Below are 24,687 nucleotides of genomic sequence, written 5' to 3' on the forward strand. Positions count from 1 at the left end.
TAAAATATATGCTTTCTGCATCTGCCATATTCACAACATATCGGACCTACCGATGGAATTGAGACACCTGCGTTACTTCCTGGCCGTGGCCGAAACCGGCTCCGTGACCCGCGCCGCCGAGCAACTGGGCATCCAGCAGCCCCCGCTCTCCCAGCAGCTGAAGGCGCTGGAGACCGAGCTGGGCGTGTCCCTGTTCGACCGCCAGCCACGCGGCGTGGCGCTGACCGCCGCCGGCACCGCGCTCCATGGCGACGCCGTGGAGCTGTTCGCCCGCATCGAGCAGATGCGCGCGCGCATGCAGCGCATGGCGCGTGGCGATGAAGGCGCGCTGGCCATCGGCTTCACCAGTTCGGCGGCGGCGCACAAGCTCACCCCGGAGGTGCTGCGCGCATGCCGGCGGCAGTTTCCGCGCGTGACGCTCTCCTTGACCGAGCGCAACGCGGCCGAAGCCATCGAGCAACTGGCCGATGGCACGCTCAGCGCCGCCCTGCTCCGCGCGCCGGTGCAGCACCCGGAAGGCGTGCGCTTCGACCTCCTGCTCGAGGAAGAAATGGTGATCGCCCTGCCGCTGGACCACGCGCTGCTGCGGCGCCGGGCGGAGGAAGGCGTGGCCGGCGGCACGCCGGTATCGCTACGCGAGCTGAAGGGCGATCCGTTCATCCTGGTGCGCCGGCCCGGCGCGCCGGGCATGTACGGCGACCTGCTGCGCGAATGCGAGGCGCTGGGCTTCACGCCGCGCATCGGCGCCGAGGTGGAACGGATGCTGACCAACCTCAACCTGGTAGCCGCTGGCGCCGGCGTGAGCGTGGTGCCGGCGTCGATGGCCGGCCTCAACCGCCACGGCGTGGCCTACTGCCGCATGGTCGAGACCGACCGCCTGCGCGCCCCGCTCACCCTTGGCTACCGGGCCAACGACGCCGACCCGGCCGTTGCGGCGCTGGTGGCGCTGACCCATCGGATTGCGGCCAAGCACAGGAAGGATCGGGACGCGGTGGGCGAGGCGTTGCCGGACTGAAATCGGCCCTTCAGTAATGTCGGCCTTCAACGCGTGACTAGGCGTCCTAGCGCGCCTGGCGCCGCAGGATCACATGCGTAGCCTTCTCCGACGCTACGGATTTCACGCATTGGTATCCCAGCGCCACCAGGTCAACCCCGTCGAACAGCGACTCTCCCCGCCCAAGCAGGACCGGGGAGATTGCAATGTGCAGCTCGTCAATCAGGCCCTCGCGAAGATACTGCCGGATCGTATGCGCCCCACCGCCGATCCGCACGTCCATGCCGGCAGCGGCGTCGCGTGCACGGTCGAGCGCCTCGCGAATGCCGCCTGTTATGAAGTGGAACGTGGTGCCGCCTTCCATCTCGATGGAAGGCCGAGCATGATGGGTCAGGACGAAGACCGGAACGTGGTAAGGCGGACTATCTCCCCACCAGCCTTTCCAGCTTTCGTCCGGCCAATCCCCACGAATGGGTCCGAACATGTTCCGCCCAAGAATCCAGGCGCCGACATTCTGAAAGCTTCGGGCGGCGAAATCGTCGTCAATCCCGGTCGTACCGCCTTCCTTGCCGAACAAGGCTTGCTGGAAGGTGCGTGTCGGGACTAGCCACTGGTGGAGTTCCGTCCCGCCAACGCCGAGCGGATGGCTGAGGTCTTGGTTCGGACCCGCTCCGTATCCGTCGAGCGAAATGGTGAAGCCTTCAACGCGAACGCGTGCCATCGTTTTCCTCCGTGTAGACGCCTGACAGGTGATACATAAGTCATCCTGTTGTTCAGATGCGGGACTGGATCCACAAATTGTGCCATTGGACGGTGCGACGAGGCAGCGGAAAAGGACAACGCCTACGCCAAGCGCAGATCCCGCAACATATCAAGCACGTGTTGCGTCGAACGCTCAACGTACCCCGCACGATGTGCAATGCCGAGCCGACGCCACAGCGCCGGGCGCAACGGACGCATGACAATGCGCGTGTCGGGCAATGGCGACGTCGCCTCATGGGGCAACAGCGCGGCGCCGTAACCTGCCGCTACCAGACTCTTGATCGCGTCGTTGTAGTTGAGCTGAATGCGAGGCGCAGGATGACACCCCCCGGCTGCGAACCACTCCGCAGTCAGACGTGAAAGACGCGTGGTCGCGTCATTGAGAATGAGAGGTTGGGCAGCGAGCCAATCAGGCGTGACGCGGGCCGGACACTGCCAATGCGCCGGCACAAAGGCCATCACGGGGTCGCGCCGCCAAGGCTTGATCACGAGTCCAGCCACCGGGGGCTGAGGCAGTGCGACCAGCCCAACGTCCAGCGTCCCATCCGCCAGTCGGGACAAGGTTTCATGTGAAGTCAGCACCGCAACCTGAATGTCGATGGCGGGATGGTGCTGGCGCAGCACTTCAAGCGCTTGCGGCAACAGATGCGCGATCGCGCCAGTCGACGCACCGAGCCGCACGCGCCCTTCGAGCCCTTGCACCTGGCGTTGAATATCATCCAACGCCTGCTCCGCATCGGCCAGCAGTCGACGCGCGCGCTCCACCAGCACCTCCCCTATCGCCGACGGCCTGACATGTCCGCGCTTCCGCGACAGGAGTGGCGCCCCAATGCGGGCTTCCAGTTCAGCGATATGAAGGCTGACCGTTGGCGGCGCCAGGTGCAATGCACGCGCCGCTTCCGCAAATGAGCCGCGGTCTGCAATGGCGACCAGCGTGCGCAGGCGGTCCAGGCTGATCTCTCTCATGTCGGCGTCCAGGTTCAGGAAAACTGAATGTTCAGGTTATGAAATTCAACTTTCTCTATTGTAGTGGTCCACGCAATATGAGGCTTCGTTCTATTTCTTACAACCCAAAGTCAGCGGAGTCTTTCACGTATGAGCTCTCCCGTTGTTTTCATCGATGGCGACCAGGGCACCACCGGCTTGCTCATCCACGAACGGCTCCGTAACCGGACCGACATCAGGCTGATTACGCTTGCTGCTGCGGAGCGCAAGGATTTGCGGCGTCGCGCAGAAGCCATCAACGCCTGCGACATCGCCCTCCTCTGTTTGCCGGATGCCGCCGCGCGCGAGGCAGTGGCCACCATCGTCAATCCTGCGGTTCGCGTCATCGACGCAAGCTCCGCCCACCGTACACAGCCGGACTGGACTTACGGATTTCCGGAGATGGCGCCGGGGCAGGCCGAGCGCATTGCCAACGCACGTCGGGTCACCAACCCTGGGTGCTATCCGACCGGTGCGATTGGCCTGCTGCGTCCGTTGGTGCAAGCGGGGCTGATACCGGGCGATTACCCCATCAGCATTCATGCGGTATCGGGCTACTCCGGACGCGGACGCGCCGGCGTGGAGGAATATGAGGGGCCGGGAGCCGCTAACGCGCCTTCATATCAGGTCTATGGCCTGGAACTCGCGCACAAGCACACGCCGGAGATCCAGCAGCACGCCGGGCTCGCGCAGCCGCCCATTTTCGTCCCTGCATACGGAGCGTTCCGCCAGGGCATCGTGCTGACGGTGCCGCTAACGTTGCGGCTGCTGGCACCCGGCGCAAATGGCGCCACGTTGCACGCCTGCCTCGCGCGCCACTATGCCAAGACGGACCACGTACATGTCTTGCCGCTGCAAGAATCGAGCGCCGTAAAGCAGCTGGATCCGCAAATGCTGAACGGCACAAACGACATGCGCTTGAGCGTATTTCCCGGCATGGCGCACGGGCACGTTCTCCTGTCTGCGGTCTTCGATAATCTCGGCAAGGGCGCATCCGGCGCCGCAATTCAAAACCTGGACCTGATGCTCGCGTAGAAGACGCGTCGCGCATTCGTCCAGCATGCGATGAAAAAAAACCGCCGCGAGTCTTGTGAACTCGCGGCGGCTTCTTTGACAGTCGTCAGTGCAACCGATATCAGTAATCCCACTGCACCGGCACGAAGCGGTAGGCATCACCGTTCTTCGCAATATGACCGATGGACGGGAACGCGATGTGCGCGGCGGCCAGCATGGAGCCGGTTTCGGCGGCTTCATCGAGCAGCGCGATGCGGACTTCCGTGGCCACTTCAGGCTCGTGCTCGAAGCCGTTTTGCCATGCGGGATGCTCGAAGCCGACCTCGAAGATCGCGTCGCCGACGAACGTCAGCTTCTCGCCCTTCGATGCGACGTCCACCACGCAGTGTCCCGGCGTGTGGCCACCGGTCACGCGCGCCGACACGCCCGCCGCCACTTGCACGGTCTGGCCGAACTGCACGATGTTCTTGCTGTAGAGTTCCACGAACGTTGCGGCGGCCTTGCGGAGCGCGGGCGGCACCGCTTCCGGCATCACGGTCTTGCTAAAGTCCGGGTTCTTCCAGAACTCCACTTCCGCGGCCGCCACGTGAATGCGCACGTCCGGGCGCAGCTTGGCCTTGACGCCATCCACATTCAGCCCGCCGACGTGGTCCATATGCATATGGGTAATCACGATGTCGGTGATGGCTGCGAGGTCGATGCCAGCCGTTTCCAGGCGCAGCACCGAGCGACCGGCGCGCGAGAAGTATTCGAAACCGTCGCCCACACCGGAGTCGACCAGGATCAGACGGTCGCCGCTGCGCACGAGGGCGATATTCAGCGCCCAGTCGAACATGTCGCGCTGCAGGAAGCGATCGTCGAACCATTCGTTGCGGTCGGCTTCCTTCACGTTGGTGGACATGGTGGAGGTCGGCAGCGGCAGAACCCCATCGCTGATCAGCAGGACGTCGACGTCACCCACGCGCACGGCGTAGCGGGAAGACACGAGTTCGCCAAAACCTTCTTTGCCAACGTTGGCGATAACCGGCTGCACATTGTGGATTGTTTCGCTCATTTTCAGTAGTCCTGTTGGTTTGCGTGGGGTGAGCCGCGTGAGGCGGCGCGGTGGACGAGAACGACCGCGAAATTCGCGCGCTTCGTTGTGCTCGCGATTCGACCTACCGTGTGACGCAGTGTAGTCAGGGGGAGCCGGCGCCAGTAGTATCGTGAAGGCCCTCAGCATGTTGTCCTGGCGGCAACAATCGCCGGCCTTCGTGAGACACTCGGCTGTATCAACATTTGAATTCGACTATGGCGGATATCGAACGCGAAGCTCTTGGGGTATTAACGCTTGCGCCTCCCGTTGCTTCCGATGGCCTCCCACCGGACGCCACGGGTTTCTCCATCTCCGTGCGGCATGTCACGGTGACGTTGCCGGACGGCAGGACGCTCCTACACGATCTGAATGACACCTTCCAGCGCGAGCGTACCGGCTTGCTCGGCCGGAATGGCGCGGGCAAGAGTGTGCTGGCGAGGGTGTTGGTCGGTTTGTTCCAGCCGGAGACCGGGCAGGTCACGCGCCATGGCACGGTCGCCTACGTGCCGCAGGAAATCGTCCCCGCAAAAGGCGCGACGGTTGCCGATGTCGCCGGATTGACACCAATACTCGATGCGCTGGCGCGAATGGAAGGCGGTACGCCGCATCCCACCGACTTCGATTTACTCGATGGACGGTGGCATATCCGCGCCAGTCTGGAGCAGGCGCTGACGGACAGCGGACTGCCGCACCTGCACCCAAAAGGGCTGGCGGGATCGCTGAGCGGTGGCGAACTCACCCGCGTGGCGTTGATAGGGGCCTTCCTTTCCGACGCCGAGGGCCTGGTCCTCGACGAACCCACGAACCACCTGGATCACACCGCGCGCGAATGGCTGCGTGACAAGTTGCAGCGATGGACCGGCGGCCTGATTCTCGTCAGTCACGACCGGGAATTGCTGGACCTGATGGACCGCATCGTCGAACTGACACCGGGCGGGATGCGCAGTTACGGCGGCAATTACACGCTCTATCAGGCTCAGCGCAGCACCGAAGCGGCGGCGGCGCAGGCTTCGCTCAACCGCGCAAGGACGGATCGCGACGCCGCCGAGCGTGCGGCGCAGCGTCAACATGACGCCCAACAGCGCCGCACCGCACGTCAGACGAAAGGCGCAAAGGACGCGAATCTTCCGGGGATCGCCATGGGCCGCCGCAAGGATGGCGCAGAGGTATTTGCAGGCCGGCAGCGACTTCGCCAGCAGGACGTGCAGTTCAAGCTCGACGAGGCGGTTCAATTGGCAGCACGTCGAATCGAGCCCGACAAAGCTGTCGCACTTATCCTGCCAGCAACTGCCATTGCGGCTGGCAAACGCGTGATCCATCTGGAAGACGCCGTCGCGCCGTTTCCGGAAGACAGTGCGCCCCTTACGCTGACGCTGGCGGGACCCGTGCGCGTCGCCGTGACCGGTCCGAATGGCAGCGGCAAGACAACGTTGCTGAAGATGTTGGCGGGCACCATTGCCCCGGTCTCTGGCATTTGCCAGACCGGCGTGCGCAGCGCATGGCTCGATCAGCGAGCGACCAGCGTGTTGCCACCCCACCTGTCGGTTCTCGAACGCCTGCATGAACTGGAAACGCCGCTGCCGGACGGGGTATTGCGCAGCCATCTTTCGCTGCTGGGCTTGAACGCCGACCTTGTGAACCTGCCGTCCGGTGCGTTGAGCGGCGGTGAGCGACTCAAGGGTGCGCTGGCGTGCGTGCTGTGGAGCACCGAGCCCGCGCAACTGCTATTGCTGGACGAGCCGACCAATCACGTCGATCTGGAATCCATCCAGGCGGTAGAGCAGGCATTGGACGATTATCCCGGCGCCCTGGTCGTGGCCTCTCACGACACACGTTTCCTGCAGTCGCTTCGATTGACGCACCGGCTGGAGTCAGACGGAAGACATTGGAAGTTGATAGCGGAATGAATCGCGGGCGGGGGCCGGCGCTACCGCCCAAAAAGGAGCGCTAAAAGCGGGCCATCAAGGCCCGCCTTTTCGTCATCACCGCATCACATCAATTCAGTAACCCCAGCTCGAACCGTCCCGCCGACGTACCGATCAGCAGGCCACCGTTCGACAGGTACGACGCCACCACCCCGCCCGAGGCGTCGAGCACGCCCGCCACCGGCTGGTTGTAGGTCAGCACGCCCGAGGCGCCGTCGCGCACGATGGCCGTAGCGTTGAGGTCGGCGCTGACCTGGCTGCCATCGGTGCCCATCAAGCGATACCGGCCATCGGCCGCGCCCGCCGTCAGCGGTGCCGTGGGCTGCGAGGCGTACACGTTCATCCCGTAGGCCGTGGCCGAGCGCGTGAGGACCAGCGGCACCGGCTTGCCGTTGACGATGCCGCTGATCAGCGACCCGCTCAGCACGCCGTCGCCGGCGGCGATGGTGCCGCCCACGAAGTAGTCGAACGCGTTGCGCGCCGGGTTCCAGACAATGTAGCCCTTGCTGGTGTTGGCGCAGGCCGCGTCATAGACCATGAAACCGCCCGCCGCCGTTGCCGAGCAGGTCTGCCACGTGGCTGCCGACGAGCGCAGCCGTGCCGAGCCGGTACGCAGTGTCACCGCGCCACCCGCCACCGCCGTCTGCACGCCATTGACGTTGTAGATGTCGGCCACCGCCTTGAAGTCCGACGACACGGTCTGGAAGGCCACCAGCGGCAGGAAGCCAGCGCCCGAGAGCGGCCTCACCCCGCCCGCCAGCACCCCGCCGCCGGTGAAGGTGAAGTTGGCGCCGTTCTCGTCGCTGGCATAAGTGCACCCGCCCTGCGAGACAAGCTGGCCGGTGCGCGTCACGCCGGCGGTCCGTTGCAGGCTGGCATCGATCGTCACGGTGTACTGGAGGGTGGCCGGGTCCACACGCACCGACAGTTCCTCGCCGTTGGTATTGCCGCCCTTCCACGTGGTAGCCACGGCCGGCAGGTTCAGGCAGGACTGCACGATGCCCGACGCCCCCTCGCAGGTGTAGTTGATGGACGCGTCCTGGCTGCCCGAGCCCTTGTACTTCGGCCACGCCGGGTACTGGCACAGCGGCCGCGTGCGGCCATAGGTGCCGGCGTTGGTGTCCATCACCGTCCGCTGGCCCGGCGCCACGCCCATCTCCACCCAGTTCTCGAGTGCGGTCAGGGAGTTCCACGCCGGCAGGAAGCTGCCCGTGCCATGGCCCATGCCCGGCACCGTGTAGAACGTGATGCCCTGGTCCACCGCCGCCTGCCCCACCCGCGCGATCACGGCCTTGTACCAGGCGATGGTCGAGTTGGGGCTGATGACCTCGTCGGCCAGCCCGTGCAGCAGGATCAGCCGGCCGCCCTTCGCCAGGAACGCGGACAGGTCCGGGTTGGTGGCATCGGTCAGCGCCGAGACGGTCTGCACGCGCGAGGTCCAGCTACCCGGGCTGGCGGGGTCGAAGGTCAGCGCGTCGAACGTGGCGGCGCGGGTGACGAAGTACTTCACCCACTGGTCGCCGGTCAGGTACATGTTCGAATCCGCCGTGGTGGCCGGATTGCCGGGCACCGGCCGCGTGCCGAGGTCACGTGTGGTGAACGGCCCCGCCACCAGCGCGCCTTCCAGGATGTTGTAGCCGCCGGCCACGGTCACGCCGTTGGCCAGCGGGTAGGTCAGCTGGAGCGGCTGCTCGATGGTCTTGACGGTGGCAATCTGCGCATCCGAGAGACAGGTGTCGCCCGTGTCCGTACCGCCGGGGCAGCGCAAATTGGCCAGCACCTGCATCGCGCCCAGACGGCAGCCCTCGACATTGCTGACCACCTTGTCGGCCACGCCGTCCAGCGTGTCGCAGGCGGCCATGGCAGCGGCTTGCACCATCAGCGTCTTGTTGATGTTGAGCCAGCCGGCGCCGCCGTTCAGGTAGAGCGCGCGGCCCACGGCCACGTTGGAGAGGCGCGTGCCGGTGTAGTTGAGCGCCGGCTCGTTGGCGATGACGCCGTCGTAGTCGGCCGGCCAGCGCTGGATGTAGCTCAGCGCATCCCGCCCGCCCGTGGAGGTGCCGAGGAAGTACGCCCGCGTGGGCGCACGGCCATAGCGCTGGCGGATCATCGCCAGGGCCACGTCATGGGTTTTCTTGAGCGTGTCGCCACCATAGTTGGCGAGCTGCTCGTCGTTGGTGGCGAAGCGGCCATCGGTGATGCTGGTGCTCTGGTGGCCGGAATCATCGCCCCAGGTGGCGTAGCCGCGCGCCAGCGGCGCCGGGTCGTCCGGCAGCGCGAAGCGTACGGTCTCGGTGCCGTCGATCAGCGTGCCGTCGAACCCGCCGCCGCCGAACTGGATGCCCTTGCCGTTCCACTGCGTGGGCAGGTTCACCGCGAAGTTGATGTTGGACGCGGCAGCGTCCACGGGAGCGATGGTGCCGCGCACCTGGCAGTACTCGCCGAGCGTGTTGCCGGTGGCATCGGCGACAACCAGCGTAGCCGCCTTGACCGTGGCGCCGCCCGAGGCCAGCGTCAGCGCCGAGGCCGGCAGGCTGGCGCCGTTCAGCGCGTTGCAGGCCTCCAGCGCGCTTAACGTCGGCTGGGTCGGCTGGGCCGGCTGGGTCGGGATGTCGGGGTTGTCAGTGCCGGGGGCGCCGGTGCTGGGCGCCCCGCCCGACGCCGTCGGGGCGTCGTCGCCACCGCCGCACGCGGCCATCAATGCAGTGGCCGCACAGGCAGCCGCCAGCAGCGCCAGGCGCCGCCGGACGTTCGATCCGGATGTCATGTTGTGGTCTCCTCCAAGCGCATGCGGTGCTTGTGCCGCATGTTGGAGCGAGACGGTATCACCGGCTTGGTGCTACGTAAAATATATGTCGGATGGCGCATCCATACTTCATGAATATGGATGGCTGGACGTCAGTCCTGCGGCGTAGCCTGGAGCCGGGTGATGTCGAAGCCCTTCGCCTCCAGCCGGCGCAGCAGCGCCTGATAGGCGCCGGAATCCACGGTGGGCGTGCGGGAAAGAATCCAGAGGTAGTCGCGGCCCGGCTCGCTGACGGCAGCCAGCGTGTAGCCGGGGTCGAGGTCGATCACCCAGTAGTCGCCCCAGACCCACGGCAGGAAGGACAGCCACGCCGGGGCGAATCGCACCTCCAGCTTCGGCGTGCCGGCCTCCCCCACCGGCCGAGCCACGCCGGTGGCGTCATCGCTCGTCCCATCCGCCTTGCGGCAGCGGTTCACCACATCGACGCGTCCATCGGAACGCGCCGCGTACTGCGCCGTGGTGTGGCCGGCGCACTGGCGCTGGAAGCGGTTCGGGTATTTGGCGATTTCGTACCACGTGCCCATGTAGCGGGCCACGTCGAGCGAGGCGATGGGCGCCAGCGGCGCGGCCGGCTCGGCGCGCGCCGGGACCAGCGCGGCAGTGGTGAGGGCAGCGAGGGCAGCAAGCCCGAGCACGACACGCTTCATGGTGGACCTCCGAGGGGCGATAGCGCCATTGTCGCGTGCCATCGCCGCCCCCTGCTGTCCGCCGGCAGACGACTTGCGCCTCGGCAAGCGTCCTACGCCGGCAGCCCCACGTAGTTCTCGGCCAGCGCCCGGCAGGCAGCCTCGGAGCCGACCAGATAGTCGAGTTCGGCCTGCTGGATGCGATGCGCGAACGCATCGGCATCGGGGAAGCGGTGCAGCAGCGCGGTCATCCACCACGAGAACCGCTCCGCCTTCCACACGCGCCGCAGGCATTTCGCGGAATAGGCGTCGAGTTCGGCCGGATCGCCGTGCTGGTACTGGGCGATCAGCCCGTCGGCGAGGTACAGCACGTCGCTGGCGGCCAGGTTCAGCCCCTTGGCGCCGGTGGGCGGCACGATATGCGCGGCATCGCCCGCCAGGAACAGGCGCCCGAAGCGCATCGGCTCGCAGACGAAGCTGCGCAGCGGTGCGATGCTTTTCTCGATGCTCGGGCCGGTGACCAGCGCCTGCGCGGCGGCGGGATCGAGCCGGGCGCGCAGTTCGTCCCAGAAGCGCGTATCGGACCAATTCTCCGCGCGCTCCGTGGCCGGCACCTGCACGTAGTAGCGGCTGCGCGTCTTCGACCGCATGCTGCACAGCGCAAACCCGCGTTCGTGGCTGGCGTAGATCAGTTCGTCGGCCACCGGCGGCGTCTCGGACAGCACGCCGAGCCAGCCGAACGGATAGACCCGCTCGAAGATCCGTGTCGATGCCTCCGGCACGCTGGCCCGGCTCACGCCATGGAAGCCATCGCAGCCGGCCACATAGTCGCAGGCCAGTTCGTGCGCGCTGCCGGCGTGGCGGAAGGTCACGCGGGGCCGGTCCGTATCGAAATCGTGCAGGGAGACCTCGGTGGCCTCGTAGACGATGGGCATGCCAGACGCTGCGCGCGCCGCCATCAGGTCCCGCGTGACCTCGGTCTGGCCATACACCGTGACGTCGCGGCCAATCAGCGCGTGGAAGTCGATGCGGTGGCGCGCGCCCTGGTACGACAGCTCGATGCCATGGTGCCGCAGCCCCTCCGCGCGCAGCCGCTGGTCCACGCCGGCGCGCGTGAGCGCATCCACGGTCACCGATTCGAGGATGCCGGCGCGGATGCGCCCCAGCACGTGTTCGGCGCTGCGCTGCTCGATGATGACGTTGTCGATGCCGGCCACGGTAAGCAGTTGCCCGAGCAACAGCCCGGCCGGCCCTGCTCCGATGATCGCCACGCGCGTGGCGCGCGGCATGCCGTTGCCCTGCTGACCCATGGCCTGTCTCCCGATCTGTTTTTTTATGGTGTGCGGCTGACTACCAACTACCGGTCAAGCTCGGCGAAGACCTCCTCCGCCATGTGGAACGCCGAATTCGCCGCCGGCACGCCGCAATAGATCGCGGTCTGCAACAGCACTTCCTTGATCTCGTCGCGCGTGACGCCGTTGTTGGCGGCGGCGCGCAGATGGAGCTTCAACTCCTCCGAGCGATTCAGCGCCACCATCATCGCAATCGTGATCAGGCTGCGCGTATGGCGCGGCAGGCCCTCGCGCGTCCAGATCTCGCCCCAGGCATAGCGGGTAATCAGGTTCTGGAATTCCTCGGTCAGCGGCGAGATCCGTTGCAGCGAGCGGTCCACGTGGGCGCTGCCCAGCACGTCGCGCCGCACCGAGAGGCCGGCCTCGTAGCGCGCGGCATCGTCGGTCACCGGGCGGCGGCCGAGGATAAAGTCGAGCAGCGCGGCGGTGAAGCGGCCCGGCTGCTCGCGGTTGGACAGGTGCGCCGCGTGCAGTTCGACATAGATCGCCCCGGGGATGGCGGCGGCGAGTTCGCGGCCCTGCGCCGCCGTGGTCGAGGGATCGTCGCTGCCCGCGATCACCAGCACCGGCACGGGGATGGTCTTCACGGCCTCGCGCAGGTCCGCGTCGCGCACGGCGCCGCAGCTACCGGCGTAGCCACGCGGGTCGAGGCCAGCGAGCACCGCGCGCAGGTCATCGAGCGCATGGCCGGCGGTGGCGAGGAAGCCCGGCGTGAACCAGCGTTGCAGCGAGGCATCAGTCAGCGGCGCCATGCCGTCGCGCAGCACCATGTCGATGCGGCTGTTCCAGGCGTCTGCCGTGCCGATCTTGGCCGCCGTGTTGGCCAGCACGATGCGGCTGAAGCGCTCCGGCGCATGCGCGCCCAGCCACATGCCGGTAAGGCCGCCCATCGACAGGCCGCAGAACACGGCCCGCCCGATCTGCAGGGCGTCGAGGATGGCCACCACGTCGCGGCCCAGCACGTCCACCGTGATGGCGCCCTCGGGCGCGGTGGAGCGGCCGTGGCCGCGCACGTCGTAGCGCACCACGCGGAAGCGGCCCGCCAGCGCGGCGGCCTGCGGCTGCCACATTGTGTGATCGGTGCCCAGCGAGTTGGAAAAGACGATGGCGGGCGCGGTGTCCGGGCCATCGACGGTGTAGAACAGCCGGGCGCCGGCGTGGTCGAGATAGGGCAACGTGGTCTCCTTGTCGGTATAGGGTCAGGCGGCGCGCAGGGCCTGCCAGGCGGCCACGGCGGCATCGGCGAAGGCGGCGGACTGCCCGGCGTAGTGCGCCGGGTCGCTGAGGCGGTCCAGTTCGGCGTCATCCAACAGCGTGGCGTGCGCGGGATGGGCGGCGAGCGTGGCGGCCAGCGCCACGCGCAGCGTCTCGCCCTGCTCCCCCGCGCGGCGCGAGGCCGCTTCCACCACGTGGTGCGCCTCCAGCCGGCCGATGCGGCCGCCGAGGGCCAGCATCGCAGCCTCGCCCAGGATCAGGCCGTGTGTCAGGTCGAGATTGGCGCGCATGCGGGCGGCATCCACTTCCAGGCCCGCCGCCACGTCGCCCAGTTGGCGCAGCGCGCCGGCCGCGAGCGTGACGATTTGCGGCAGCGTGTCCCACTCGGCCTGCCAGCCGCCCAGCGCGCGCTCATGCTCCTGCACCATGCCGGCGAGCATCGTCGCCACCAGCGGCGGCACGCGCACGGCCACGGTCAGCACCGCCGCGCAGCCCACCGGGTTGCGCTTGTGCGGCATCGTGCTGGAGCCGCCCCGGCCCGGGCCCGATGGCTCGGCCACCTCGCCCACTTCGGTTTGCATCATCAGCGACAGATCGCGCGCCATCTTGCCGAGCGTGCCCGTGAGCATGCCCAGCGCCGTGGCCACTGCCACCAGTCGGTCACGATGCGCGTGCCACGGCAGCGCGGGCAGGTCCAGGCCCAGCTCGCGGGCGAACTGCGCGGCCACGGCGGGCGCCTTGTCGCCCAGGCTGGCCAGCGTGCCGGCGGCACCGCCGAATTGCAGCACGCGCGCCTGATCGGCGGACTGGCGCAGGCGGATCACGTCGCGGCGCAGCGCATCGAGCCAGCCGCCAGCCTTCAGGCCGAAGGTGGTGGGCAGCGCGTGCTGGAGCCAGGTGCGCGCCACCATCGGCGTGGTCCGGTGGGCGGTGGCCAGCGTCGCGCAGGCATCGCCCAGGCGCAGCAGGTCGGTATCGATGGCCTGCAGGGCATCGGCCAGTTGCAGCATGGCGCCGGTGTCGATGATGTCCTGGCTGGTCGCGCCCCAATGGACGTAGCGGCCAGCCTCGGCATCGCGCCGCGCCACGGCGGCGGTCAACTGCTTTACGAACGGGATGGCGAGGTTGCCGGCGGCGACGGCGGACTGCGCGAGGGCATCAAGGTCGATCACGCCGACATCGGCACAGACTTCGGTGATGACGGCAGCAGCCTGCGCGGGAATCACGCCGCAGTGCGCCTCGGCGCGCGCGAGGGCCGCCTCGGCATCGAGCATGCGCCGCACGGTGCCGGTATCGGAAAAGATCGCGAGCACGGGGGGACTGCCGAACATCGGATCGGTCAGGCGGGAAATTGAGGGCATCGTCGGCGGGGGCGGACCGGTAGGAATGCTCCGATTGTGCGGCAAAACGCCTCGCGGAGGGCGAGGCGTGCCGGGGTCAGATATCGAAGAACACGGTTTCGTCCGCGCCCTGCAGCACCACGTTCCAGCGGTAGCTGCCGGGCGCCGTGGCGTCTGCAACCAGCGTGGCGCGGCGCGCGGGCGGCACCAGGCCGAGCACGCTGTCGGCGGCGTTGGCGGCGGCTTCATCGCCGAAGTACAGCCGCGTGGCCACGTGCTTGACCAGCCCGCGTGTGAACACGGACACCATGATGTGCGGCGCCTGCAGGTCACCGGCGAGATCCGGCACCGGGCCGGGCTTCACCGTGACGAAGCGGAAACCGCCATCCGGGCCGGTCGGCACGCGGCCGAAGCCGGTGAAGCCGGGCACCAGCGGTGCGTCGCCGGTGTCTTCCTCATGCCGATAGCGGCCGGCGGGATTGGCCTGCCAGATCTCGACCATGCCGTCCGGCACGGGCTCGCCGCGGCCATCGATCACACGGCCCTCGATCACGATGCGCTGCCCGGCCAGGTCGGGGGCATCGGCGGTCAGGTCGGCGCAGTCCAGCGCGGCAAGGCCGATATGGAGGTACGGCCCAACGGTTTGGGAGGCGGTAGCGTAGAGCATGGCCTTACTCCATCGGCGTGGCATCGCGGCCACGCAGCACGATATCGAATTGGTAACCGAGCGCGTATTCGGGCGAGGTGGTCGCCCAGTCGAACGTGGCGATCAGGCGGTCGCGCGCCTTGGCATCGGGCACGCAGTTGAAGATCGGGTCGAACGCGAGCAGCGGGTCGCCGGGGAAATACATCTGCGTGACCAGGCGCGTGGCGTAGGCATTGCCGAACAGCGAAAAGTGAATGTGCTGCGGACGCCACGCGTTGTGATGATTGCGCCAAGGGTAGGCACCCGGCTTGATCGTCTTGAACTGGTAGCGGCCCTGCGCATCGGTCAGGGTGCGGCCATCGCCCGTGAAATTGGGGTCGAGCGGCGCGTCGTGCTGGTCGCGCTTGTGCACATAGCGGCCGGCGGCGTTGGCCTGCCAGATCTCGATCAGCGCGTGCGGCACCGGGCGGCCGTTCTCGTCGAGCACGCGGCCCGTCACGAGAATCCGCTCGCCGATCGGCTCGCCGCCATGGCCGGCGGTCAGGTCGTTGTCACCGTCACGGACGAATTCGGGGCCGAAAGTCGGGCCAGTCAGCTCGGAAATCGATTGCGGCAGCGCGATCAGCGGCTGGGACGGCGCGCGCAGTTGCGTGGACCCATAGGGGTCGAAGCGGTACGGGGGCTGGGTGTCCCAGTACGGGCGACGGTAGGGACCGGGGCGTGGGGGCATCGCGCTGTCTCCGTTTTGGTGTGTGGGGCGAGACTTAGACTGTAAGCACCGCCGGAAGTCATGTAAATTGAGTTTTTGCGTAATTTGGATGACTTTTAGTTATGGATGTATCGGATCCGTCGCCCGATCTGTTCCGCACCCGTATCCGGCTGCGGCACCTGCACTGCTTCGTCACCGTGGCGCAGACCCAGCACCTGGGCCGGGCCGGTGCGCGGCTGGGCCTGACCCAGCCGGCGGTGTCCAAGACGCTGACCGAACTCGAGGAACTGGTCGGCGCCCGGCTGCTGGTGCGCCAGCGCGCCGGCACGGACCTGACGGCGGCGGGCATGCGCTTCCTGCGCCATGCGCTGCGCATCATCGAGGACGTGGACGCGGCGGCGGACAGCCTGGCCGGCGCCGATGCCCCGCGCCACGAACGCATCCGGCTGGGCGCGCTGCCGAGCATCGTGCCGGCGCTGCTGCTCGACGCCGTCGCGCAATTCCGCACCGCGCACCCCGAGGTGGCGCTGGCCGTGCAGACCGGCATGAACCGCACGCTGATCGACCTGCTCAAGGCCGACGTGCTCGACCTCGTCATCGGCCGCATGGACGACCCCGCCGCGATGGAAGGCCTCTGGTTCGAATCGCTCGGCCCGGAGCCGCTGGTGCTGGCCGTGCGCGCGGGCCATCCGCTCGCCGACAACGCGCGCCCGACCATGCGCGAGGTGCTGGCGTGGCCGCTGGTGATTCCCGCCATCGGCTCGATCCCGCGCCACAGCACCGAGAGCCTGCTGGCACGCCACGGCCACACCCTGCCCGAAGGCTGCGTGGAAACCGCCGACGCCTACCTCGGCCGCCTGCTCACGCAGCAGAGCGACACCGTCTGGGCCGCCCCCCTCTCCGCCACCCGCCGCGCCGTCGCCGCCGGCGAAATGGTCCTCCTGCCCGTGGACACCCAAGGCACCGAAGAACCCATCGGCCTCCTCCGCCGCAGCGACCGGACACTGGAACCGGTGGCGGAGGCATTTGTGGCGGGGATTCGGGGGATTGCGGCGGGGCGGTGAGGGGGGCGTTGCAGGCGAGTTTGTCGCCGCTGGACAACGGACTGCATCAGGATTTGCACGCTTCGTAACAGATCCGCGCGCGTTTGGCCAAATGGGCGCGAAGGCGAACTGATTTAATCGAACATCGGGCCATCACTGAAAGACGCGAGACAACGCATGACTCGAATGGCTTCGCCCGCCATATCGGGGTGACGCGCGCCACGCTGTCGCGCATCGTGAATGGCCATGCGGCCATGACGCCTGATATCTCGATCCGGCTGGAAGAGGCACTGGGCGCGAGCCGAGAGATGTGGAGCGGCATGCAGACGACCTATGACCTGTGGCAGGCCGCGCAGAAGCCCCGCAAGCGCATTCCCCGCATTGCGGGTGCCGAGGGCCAGTCGGTTTGAACTTTGCCCAATCCCCCCGACTCTCACCGTGAAACAAACCCCTGGGAGGCATGGCAATGCGACTGCAAGGCAGGACGGCGGGAGACGGCGCCACGCCCGGGCAGGAGGCTCATGCCGGGCCCCACGCCGAGCCCCACGCCGTGCCGCACGTGGTGGCCCACACCCGCCCGGCGGCGGCCGATGCTGGCGCGCGGCAAGCCAGTTGCGCCGACACGCCTCGCCCCGCGCATTGCCACGCGCTGGCGCCATCGGTCACCCACCTCCCCTGCCCCGGTCCGCGCACGCTCCATGGCTGCGCGGCGGCCGATGCGGTGTCGCCGGCTGAGCGCTACGCCGAACTGTTCGTCGATGTGCAGGCCAGCGGCCTGTTCGCCGACAGCAAGACCTTTCCCGATTGCGTGCCGCTGGTGGCGCCGGAGGTCATCCTGGAGCGCTATCGCGCGCAACGCGAGTCGGCGGATTTCTCGCTCGCGGCCTTCGTGCAGGCGCACTTCGCGCGCGAATCGATTCCGGACGAGCACTACGTCTCCAACCCCGACCATTCCCTGCGCGACCATATCGACGGCCTGTGGCCGGTGCTGACGCGCGAGCCCGCCGAGCATCCGTCGCTCTGCTCGCTGCTGCCGCTGCCGCGCCCCTACGTGGTGCCGGGCGGGCGCTTCCGCGAACTCTATTACTGGGATTCGTATTTCACGATGCTCGGGCTGGCGGCCAGCGGCCGGCATGACCTGCTGCGCGCGATGGCGGACAACTTCGCCTACCTGATCGACACCTACGGGCTGGTGCCCAACGGCACGCGCACGTATTACCTCACCCGCTCGCAGCCGCCCGTGTTCTCCTTGATGACCACGCTGTTCGAGGACCATGCCGTCGAAGCGGCGCACGCCTACCTGCCGCAGTTGAAGCTGGAATATGCGTTCTGGATGGACGGCGCGGCGCATCTGCGGCCCGGCGCGGCCCACCGGCGCGTGGTGCGGCTGCCTGACGGCGCGGTGCTGAACCGCTATTGGGACGACCGCGCCCATCCGCGCGAGGAGGCCTACCTCGAGGACGTGGAGACGGCGCGGCGCAGCGGCCGGCCCCACCATATCGTGTACCGCGACCTGCGTGCGGCGGCCGAGTCAGGCTGGGACTTCAGTTCGCGATGGTGCGATGGCCAGCCCGATGCGATCACCGGGTTTTCCCAGGCGCCGGCGAGCGACCTCGCCACCATCCGCACCACCTGCATCCTGCCCATCGACCTCAACGCCCTGCTCTGGCATGCCGAAATCCGCCTGGCCGCGCTGTGCAACGCCACCGGCGAACCCGATTCCGCCAGGCAATATGCGGAAGCTGCCGAGCGGCGGCGCCACGCCATCTTCGCCACCATGTGGGACGAGGACGCCGGCGCGTTCTTCGATTTCGACTGGCAGCGCGGCAAGCGGCGCGAACTGTTGACGGCGGCTACGCTGATGCCGCTCTACCTGCGGATGGCCACGCCCGCGCAGGCCGCGCGCGTGGCCGACGTGGTGGGCGCCCGGCTGCTCGAGGCAGGGGGCCTGGCTACGACCGAGCGGGACTCCGGCCAGCAGTGGGACCAGCCCAATGGCTGGGCCCCGTTGCAGTGGATCGCCATCCACGGGCTGCGGCGCTACGGCTGCGAGGCGCTGGCCGACGAGATCGCGCACCGCTGGCTCGCCACGGTGGGCAGCCTCTACACCCACGAGTACAAGCTAGTCGAGAAATATCGGCTGGAGCCGCGCATGGACGGCGCAGAGGGCGGCGGCGGCGGCGAATATCCGCTCCAGGACGGCTTCGGCTGGACCAACGGCGTGGTAAGCGCGCTGCTCATGGAATACCCCCACCATCCCGCAACGCACAGCGCGGCCGGCCGGCGCGACGCCAACGGGTAACCGCGCCCATCACCCTAACGAGTGATGCCACGCGTGCAGCGGGGCTGGCGGCGCCTTTCGGTGCGCATCATGGAATTTCGTTCTTTTGTTCAGAATCTCGCAGCGCAGCAGCCGAATTTGCGAGCTTTGTCCCCGTTTCCCGCAATAACTCAGCTGAGTTATTGGCGGGCGTAGCAGCGCAGGTCACACTTGCCCCAGGGTCACTCGACACGACCCCAAACGACTTGGCAACTCTTACTACCCCGACGATCCCGCGCGTCGGGGTATTTCTTTGTGGGACCGCTTTTTATGCGCGCAGGTTTTGCCACGCGCCCCCCCCCACACGCCGACCTTTCTTGCGCTACATCAGCATCACGGCCCGACCAAGCCGTGATGCCCCAAGCGCACATCCGTGACGGTGCGGTGGCCCACCCCGCGAAGCCGACCGGGCGGGCTACACTGGCGGCTGCCATTTGTTGAGCATTCATTCCGTCCAGTACAGCCGTGTCCAAACCCCTTTCTACCCTTCCTACCCTACCCGCCCTGACCGATTTCCGCGCCGACCCCGCGCCCACGCACGACCGGCCTAGGCCGGATCGCCTTGTCGAGGGCAACCCGGATCGCACCACGTGGACACACTACAGCGCCGCGGCGGGCGATTTCGATTGCGGGATCTGGGCGTGCGAGCCCGGTGCATGGCGCATTGCGTTTCCGGCTGGCAAGGAGGAGTTTTTCCACGTCATCAGCGGCCGGCTGCGGATCACCGACCATGCCGGCGTGACGCGCGAGTTCGGGCCCGGGGATGCCTGCGTGATCCCGGCTGGTTTCGAAGGGGTATTTGAAGTGATCGAGCCCGTGCGCAAGCACTTCGTCGTCCTGGAACGCAACGCGGGCTGACCACGCCCGGAGGAGGTCTGGCCATGCTTCCACGCCGTATCCTGCTGGGTGCCGTGCTCGGCGTGCTGACAGGCGCGGGGCACGCCGCCAGCCCCAGCTTCGACTGCAAGCGGGCCGAAGGCCAGATCGAGCAGATGATCTGCAAGGACGATACGCTGGCGAAGCTCGACAAGGAAACGACGCGCCTGTACGGGCTGGCGCTCGACGCGCGCTCCATGAGCACGAGCCGCAAGAAGACGCTACTGGCCGAGCAGCGCGGCTGGATCAAGGGCCGCAACGACTGCTGGAAGGCGAGCGACGCACGTGCGTGCACCACCGCCGAATACATCGATCGGATTCACTTGCTGCGGCAGAACTACGCCGGCCCGCGCACGCAGGACGCCAAGGGCATCACCAGGGGGCCGTTCTCGGTGCGCTGCCCCGGCGCCGACGCGCTGATCCTGGCCACCTTCGTGCAGACCGAACCCGGCTACGCCTACCTGACGTGGCTGGACAAGAAGCTGCTGTTGTCGCAGACGCGCGCGGCGTCGGGTGCCCGCTATGCGGCCACGACCGACGCCGGCGAGGCGATGTTCTGGGACAAGGGCCCCGAGGCGCAGCTTGAGCTACCGGGCAAGCCCGCCATGACTTGCCGCGTGGAGGCCCCGGAATAAGATCCCGGGGAGACCCGAGTCAGTGCGCGCGATGGGCATCGACGTCCAGCGCCGCCTCGGCGGCATCGCCGGTCTTGCCCTTGTAGTACAGGTGCACGCCGATGGCCAGCGAGTCATGGCGAATCTCGTGCATGGCGCGCCAGGCTTCGGTCGGGTCCTTGAAGACGAGGTAGTGCGCTTCCTGATCCACCAGTTCCGCCACCCGATGCAGGCCGTGGCCGTGCAGCGCGTTGACCAGATGGCCGAGGCTGCGGTGCGTGCGCGCATCGGTGCGCGGATAGAGCATGTGCAGCACCGCCACTTGCTGCGAAGCCATCAGCGCGGAGAACGCGACAACGATGTCCTGATGTTGAATGGCAGTGACCGAGTCCCCCACGGCCGCGCCGGTTTCACGTTGGGCGGGCAGAATGGCTTCGAGCGTCAGGTTCATGGCGGTACCTCCTTGTTGTAACCGAAAGAACTGTCCCACGAAGATTAGGTGGTGATTGCTGCAATGCAATGGACGGGATGGGCAACAGACTGTTCCAGCTAATGTGTCTAATCGCTGCGATAGTCGCGCGTTAACCCGCCATAAGCTTTCAATTCCCTTGCAACGCGCCCTGTCGTTGACGCCCCGTTCCGGTCATTCGCGAAGCGGATCCGTCGATTCGGCGCCTCGCCCTGGCATCCCACCCGCCGGCGGCGTAATTTGTCCTCATCCACCCTTTCCGATGAGGTTCCCGATGCGACACGACGCGATGCACCGCCCGACCCACCCCGCCGACGAGAACGCCATGGCGTACTGGCGCGCCCACCGCATGGTCCGGGCGCTGCGCGGCTGGTATCTGCACCTGCTGATCTACCTCGCCGTGAACGGATGGCTCTGGTTCCGCTTCCTGTTCATGCCGTCGCCCAGCTGGGCGCACCGCTCGCTTGAGGCCGGCTGGCCGTGGCCGCTCACCACCACGCTGGCCTGGGGGCTGGGGCTGACGATCCATGGCCTGCTGGTCTGGTGGCGCGTCTCGCAACGTGGGCGCGACTGGGAGTCCCGCAAGATCGACCAGTTCATGAACCGCGACTAAACCTCCCCTCGCCCGCTACATCTGGCGGAAGCGGTGCACGTAGGCGCGCGAGACCGGCAGTTCGGTCTCGCTTTTGGTTTCCCGATTCTGGAGGCGCACGAACAGCCGCCCGCTGTCATCCCGCCGCGTGCCGGCCACGTATTCCATATTGACGATGGTCGAGCGATGCACCTGCCAGAAGGTGTCCGGGTCGAGTCCTTCCATCAGCTCGGCCAGCGGCGTACGGATCAGGTGCTCGCCGTCGCGCGTATGCACCACCACGTATTTGTCGTCGGCCTGGAAGTACAGCACGTCCTGGATCGGCACGTGGCTGGTGGTGTTGCCCCGGCTCGCCCGCACCCAGCGCAGCGGCGCCGCGCCGGCCTCCGGGCGGGCCGGGCCGCGCGTGAGCTGGCTCAGCAACTGCGCCAGCTCCGGCAGCGGCGCCGCCTCCTGGAAGGCCTTGCGCAGCCGCTCCACGGACCGCGCCAAACGTTCGTCCGTCACCGGCTTGACGAGGTAGTCCACAGCCTCGCGCTCGAAGGCGTCCAGCGCGTACTGGTCGAAGGCGGTGACGAACACCACCCGCGTATCGGTCTCGATGCCCTGCGCCACCTCCAGCCCGGACAGCCCCGGCATCTTGATATCGAGAAAGGCCACCGCCGGCGCCAGTTGTGCGATGGCCTGCGCGGCCTCCACGCCATTGGCCGCCTCCCCCACGATGCGCAACTCGGGCCACAGCCGCTCCAGCTTGCCGCGCAGGTGCGTGCGCAGGTGTTCCTCGTCATCGGCAATCAAGGCGGTGGGCATCCGGGTCATGGGGTCTCTCCGTTGCGGAAGGGGGCGGACAGCGGAATGTCGATGTGGACGGCCGTGCCGGGCGAGCGCTCCTCGATGCGCACCTGTGCCTCGCCGTCGTAGAGCACGGCCAGCCGGTCGCGCAGGTTGGACAGCCCCACGCCGGCGCTGGCCGATGGGCGGAAGCCCATGCCGTCATCCTCGATCGAAGCCAGCATGCGCCCGCCGCGCCGCGTCAGCCGCACGGTCAGGTGCCCGCCCTCGATCTTCGGTTCCAGCCCGTGCCGGATCGCGTTCTCCACCACCGGCTGCAGCAGCATCGGCGCCAACGGCACCTCGTTCAGCGCCGGGTCCACGTCGATCCGGTACTGGAGCCGCTCGCCCATGCGGATCTTGATCAGGGCGAGGTAGTCGCGCAGCAGCGTGGCCTCCTGCGCCACCGTGCCCTGCGTAGCCCGGCTCGCGGCCAGCGACGCACGCAGGTAGGCGATGAAGTGTTCGAGCATCAGCGTCGCCTTGCGCGGCGCCGGCTCGATCAGGCTCACCACGTTGGCCAGCGTGTTGAACAGGAAATGCGGCTCGATCTGGGCCTGCAGCAGCCGCATCTGCGCCTCCACCAGCTGCTTCTCGGTGGAGATCGTGCGCACCTGCTCGCGCGCCATGTACTCGGCGATCTTGCGCTCCTCCCAGCGGCGGCCGAGCAGGCCCACGCGGCTCCAGACCAGCACGCCATGGGCGGTCAGCCCCAGGCCCCAGCCCAGCAGCGGCGCGCCGGACCAGGGCCGGTGCGAGGCGCCGAACACGTTCCAGAGCACGAGGATGGTGTTGACCACCACGTAGAGCGTCAGGTGGATATAGAAGCCGCGCAGCGCGCGCACGTTGCGGCGGGCTTCCTCATAGGCGCGTTGGTCGGCGGCGGACCGCCACATCTGCGGATCGGAATGGCGCACGGTGGGGGGCTTTGTGGCGGATCGGGAACGCTGGGAGGTTACCACCGGCGCCACCCGGCGCAACAGCCCCACGCGGCGAACCGACGGCGGCGCGGCGTCAGCCGCAATCTGCCGGCGCCAGTGAAGGGAAGCGCCGGCCCTCTCCCCCGACCCCTCTCCCGCAAGCGGGCGAGGGGAGCAAACCGTCGGCACTTGGAAATCTCGCCGTTTTCGCCCCTCTCCCTCCGGGAGAGGGGCCGGGGGAGAGGGTCGGCGTCTCGGACGAAGTCCGGCCCGCTCAATCTCCAAACCGACGCGGATCGTACGGTGCGGCGTCGACATACGTCGCGTCCCCGTCGAACAGCTCGGCCAGCAGCCGGGCGGTGGCCGGCCCAAGCGTCAGCCCTTGATGGCCATGCCCGAAATGGAACCAGAGGCCGGGATGGCGCGGCGCGCGGCCCACCACGGGCAGCATGTCCGCGATGCACGGGCGGGCACCCATCCACGGCTGCGCCTCCACGGGGGCGCCCAGCCGCACCATCTGCGCGGCGATCTGCTCGGCCCGGCCGGACTGGACCGGCGTGGGCGGAGCGTCGCGATGGGCGAACTCCGCGCCCGTTGTCACGCGCAGGCCCTGCCGCATCGGCACCAGCAGCACGCCGTTCTCGGCGTCCAGCACCGGCTTGGACGGCATCGCCTCGGTCGCATAGTGGCGGTGATAGCCGCGTTTTACGAATAGCGGCAGCCGATAGCCCAGCCGCGTGGTCAGATCCGCCGCCCACGGCCCCAGCGCGATTACGGCCTGCGCCGCCTCGACCTTGCCGTCCTCCGTAGACACCTGCCAGCCCGAACCGCTGGCGCGCAGCGTGGCGGCGTCGCCATGGCAGAAGGTGCCGCCCTGCCGCTCGAACAGCGCGGCATAGCGGGCGACCAGTTCGCCGGGATCGCTCACGGTCCATGGGTCGCGCCAGTGGATGGCGCCGGCCAGCACGTCGCGCAGGGCCGGCTCGGCCTGCTGCAGCGCCGCGCGGTCCAGCAGGGCGTGATCGAGCGCATGGTCGGCGGCCACGGCCGTGGCGTCGCGGGCGGCGGCGTCGAACTCGGCTTCGCTGCGGTAGGCCTCCAGCCAGCCATCGTGGCGGACGAGGTCCTGCGCCCCGGCCCGGGCAATCCACGGCGCGTGTTCATCGAGGCAATGGCGGATCAGGGCGCTGTAGGCCGCCACCGTGCCGGCATAGCGCGCGGGCGCCGAGGCATGCCAGTAGCGGGCCAGCGCCGGCACCAGTGCCGGCAGCGCGCGCAGGTGGTAGTGCACGTCGTTGCCCTGCCCCGTGGCCACGCGCAGCAGCGCCTGCCAGTCGCGGGGGAAGGCGTAGGGCCGCACCGCCTCGCGCTGGAGGATGCCGCAATTGCCGTAGGAGGTGGCCCGGCCCGGCGCCTGCCGATCGACCAGACAGACCGCGTGGCCGCGCTGCTGCAAGGCCAGCGCGGTGGAGACGCCCACGATGCCGGCGCCCAGGACGATCACTGCGGTGGAGGAAGGGTTACCGGGCGCGGACGAATCGGTCATATCGAGAGGTATCTATATAGAGGGGGGC

The 24,687-nt window shown here is 67.9% G+C and carries 23 protein-coding genes; 9 read left to right on the plus strand and 14 right to left on the minus strand.

Going from position 1 to position 24,687, the window contains the following annotated elements:
• The first annotated feature begins 52 nt into the window (after window positions 1-52).
• Window positions 53-1,015: a LysR family transcriptional regulator gene (locus BM115_RS25905; protein WP_092301431.1), complete on the plus strand. Its 963-nt coding sequence runs from the start codon at window positions 53-55 to the stop codon at window positions 1,013-1,015.
• A gap of 46 nt (window positions 1,016-1,061) precedes the next feature.
• Here the strand turns inward: BM115_RS25905 and BM115_RS25910 are convergent, their stop codons facing one another.
• On the minus strand, window positions 1,062-1,715 hold the full coding sequence (locus BM115_RS25910; RefSeq protein ID WP_092301434.1) for a dihydrofolate reductase family protein: 654 nt from the start codon (window positions 1,713-1,715) through the stop codon (window positions 1,062-1,064).
• Between the two features lie 122 nt (window positions 1,716-1,837).
• Complete coding sequence (locus tag BM115_RS25915; protein WP_092301437.1) at window positions 1,838-2,722, minus strand: LysR family transcriptional regulator; 885 nt, start codon at window positions 2,720-2,722, stop codon at window positions 1,838-1,840.
• A gap of 129 nt (window positions 2,723-2,851) precedes the next feature.
• On the opposite strand from BM115_RS25915, the gene argC reads away from it, so the two are divergent.
• Window positions 2,852-3,775, plus strand: coding sequence for an N-acetyl-gamma-glutamyl-phosphate reductase (argC, locus tag BM115_RS25920; protein ID WP_092301440.1), 924 nt, complete (start codon window positions 2,852-2,854; stop codon window positions 3,773-3,775).
• A 100-nt stretch (window positions 3,776-3,875) separates the two neighbouring features.
• Here argC and BM115_RS25925 read toward each other — a convergent pair whose 3' ends face one another.
• Entirely contained in the window at window positions 3,876-4,808 is a 933-nt protein-coding gene (locus BM115_RS25925) for an MBL fold metallo-hydrolase (RefSeq protein WP_092301443.1), read from the minus strand.
• A gap of 236 nt (window positions 4,809-5,044) precedes the next feature.
• Here BM115_RS25925 and BM115_RS25930 point away from each other — a divergent pair, with 236 nt between their 5' ends.
• Window positions 5,045-6,736 (plus strand): ABC-F family ATP-binding cassette domain-containing protein, encoded by a 1,692-nt coding sequence (locus tag BM115_RS25930; protein ID WP_092301446.1) that lies wholly within the window; start codon window positions 5,045-5,047, stop codon window positions 6,734-6,736.
• Window positions 6,737-6,824: 88 nt separating this feature from the next.
• Here BM115_RS25930 and BM115_RS25935 read toward each other — a convergent pair whose 3' ends face one another.
• The 7 genes from BM115_RS25935 to pcaH form a co-directional block, all read right to left on the minus strand.
• Window positions 6,825-9,521 carry a tannase/feruloyl esterase family alpha/beta hydrolase gene (locus tag BM115_RS25935; protein ID WP_255370994.1) on the minus strand — a complete coding sequence of 899 codons (2,697 nt, stop codon included), beginning with the start codon at window positions 9,519-9,521 and terminating at the stop codon, window positions 6,825-6,827.
• Window positions 9,522-9,652: 131 nt separating this feature from the next.
• Entirely contained in the window at window positions 9,653-10,207 is a 555-nt protein-coding gene (locus tag BM115_RS25940; protein ID WP_092301449.1) for a lipocalin family protein, read from the minus strand.
• A gap of 92 nt (window positions 10,208-10,299) precedes the next feature.
• Window positions 10,300-11,496: a 4-hydroxybenzoate 3-monooxygenase gene (pobA, locus tag BM115_RS25945; RefSeq protein WP_255370995.1), complete on the minus strand. Its 1,197-nt coding sequence runs from the start codon at window positions 11,494-11,496 to the stop codon at window positions 10,300-10,302.
• Between the two features lie 47 nt (window positions 11,497-11,543).
• Entirely contained in the window at window positions 11,544-12,713 is a 1,170-nt protein-coding gene (gene pcaD / locus BM115_RS25950) for a bifunctional 3-oxoadipate enol-lactonase/4-carboxymuconolactone decarboxylase PcaDC (RefSeq protein ID WP_092301452.1), read from the minus strand.
• 24 nt (window positions 12,714-12,737) lie between these two features.
• Window positions 12,738-14,114: a 3-carboxy-cis,cis-muconate cycloisomerase gene (locus tag BM115_RS25955; protein WP_092301455.1), complete on the minus strand. Its 1,377-nt coding sequence runs from the start codon at window positions 14,112-14,114 to the stop codon at window positions 12,738-12,740.
• A 76-nt stretch (window positions 14,115-14,190) separates the two neighbouring features.
• Window positions 14,191-14,760, minus strand: a complete 570-nt coding sequence (gene pcaG / locus BM115_RS25960; RefSeq protein ID WP_092301458.1) for a protocatechuate 3,4-dioxygenase subunit alpha — start codon at window positions 14,758-14,760, stop codon at window positions 14,191-14,193.
• A gap of 4 nt (window positions 14,761-14,764) precedes the next feature.
• Window positions 14,765-15,469 (minus strand): protocatechuate 3,4-dioxygenase subunit beta, encoded by a 705-nt coding sequence (gene pcaH, locus BM115_RS25965; protein ID WP_092301461.1) that lies wholly within the window; start codon window positions 15,467-15,469, stop codon window positions 14,765-14,767.
• A 101-nt stretch (window positions 15,470-15,570) separates the two neighbouring features.
• On the opposite strand from pcaH, the gene BM115_RS25970 reads away from it, so the two are divergent.
• The 5 genes from BM115_RS25970 (at window position 15,571) to BM115_RS25990 (ending at window position 20,322) form a co-directional block, all read left to right on the plus strand.
• Entirely contained in the window at window positions 15,571-16,512 is a 942-nt protein-coding gene (locus BM115_RS25970) for a LysR substrate-binding domain-containing protein (protein ID WP_092301464.1), read from the plus strand.
• Between the two features lie 83 nt (window positions 16,513-16,595).
• Entirely contained in the window at window positions 16,596-16,901 is a 306-nt protein-coding gene (locus tag BM115_RS25975; RefSeq protein WP_255370996.1) for a HigA family addiction module antitoxin, read from the plus strand.
• A gap of 56 nt (window positions 16,902-16,957) precedes the next feature.
• Window positions 16,958-18,793, plus strand: coding sequence for an alpha,alpha-trehalase TreF (gene treF, locus BM115_RS25980; RefSeq protein ID WP_092301466.1), 1,836 nt, complete (start codon window positions 16,958-16,960; stop codon window positions 18,791-18,793).
• Between the two features lie 483 nt (window positions 18,794-19,276).
• Window positions 19,277-19,669 carry a cupin domain-containing protein gene (locus BM115_RS25985; protein WP_255370997.1) on the plus strand — a complete coding sequence of 131 codons (393 nt, stop codon included), beginning with the start codon at window positions 19,277-19,279 and terminating at the stop codon, window positions 19,667-19,669.
• Between the two features lie 23 nt (window positions 19,670-19,692).
• Window positions 19,693-20,322, plus strand: a complete 630-nt coding sequence (locus tag BM115_RS25990) for an MliC family protein (protein ID WP_092301469.1) — start codon at window positions 19,693-19,695, stop codon at window positions 20,320-20,322.
• Between the two features lie 19 nt (window positions 20,323-20,341).
• Here the strand turns inward: BM115_RS25990 and BM115_RS25995 are convergent, their stop codons facing one another.
• Window positions 20,342-20,752: a hypothetical protein gene (locus BM115_RS25995; protein ID WP_092301472.1), complete on the minus strand. Its 411-nt coding sequence runs from the start codon at window positions 20,750-20,752 to the stop codon at window positions 20,342-20,344.
• Between the two features lie 292 nt (window positions 20,753-21,044).
• Between BM115_RS25995 and BM115_RS26000 the strand changes: the two genes are divergently transcribed.
• Window positions 21,045-21,383 carry a 2TM domain-containing protein gene (locus BM115_RS26000; protein WP_092301475.1) on the plus strand — a complete coding sequence of 113 codons (339 nt, stop codon included), beginning with the start codon at window positions 21,045-21,047 and terminating at the stop codon, window positions 21,381-21,383.
• A gap of 15 nt (window positions 21,384-21,398) precedes the next feature.
• On the opposite strand, the gene BM115_RS26005 is transcribed toward BM115_RS26000, so the two are convergent.
• The 3 genes from BM115_RS26005 to BM115_RS26015 all read right to left on the minus strand — a co-directional run bounded on the left by BM115_RS26005 (window position 21,399) and on the right by BM115_RS26015 (window position 24,659).
• Window positions 21,399-22,172: a LytR/AlgR family response regulator transcription factor gene (locus BM115_RS26005; RefSeq protein ID WP_092301572.1), complete on the minus strand. Its 774-nt coding sequence runs from the start codon at window positions 22,170-22,172 to the stop codon at window positions 21,399-21,401.
• A 5-nt stretch (window positions 22,173-22,177) separates the two neighbouring features.
• Window positions 22,178-23,089 (minus strand): sensor histidine kinase, encoded by a 912-nt coding sequence (locus BM115_RS26010; protein WP_092301478.1) that lies wholly within the window; start codon window positions 23,087-23,089, stop codon window positions 22,178-22,180.
• Between the two features lie 298 nt (window positions 23,090-23,387).
• Window positions 23,388-24,659 (minus strand): NAD(P)/FAD-dependent oxidoreductase, encoded by a 1,272-nt coding sequence (locus BM115_RS26015; RefSeq protein WP_092301481.1) that lies wholly within the window; start codon window positions 24,657-24,659, stop codon window positions 23,388-23,390.
• Window positions 24,660-24,687 lie beyond the last annotated feature (28 nt).

This window comes from Cupriavidus sp. OV096 (genome assembly GCF_900115455.1).
GTDB lineage: Bacteria > Pseudomonadota > Gammaproteobacteria > Burkholderiales > Burkholderiaceae > Cupriavidus.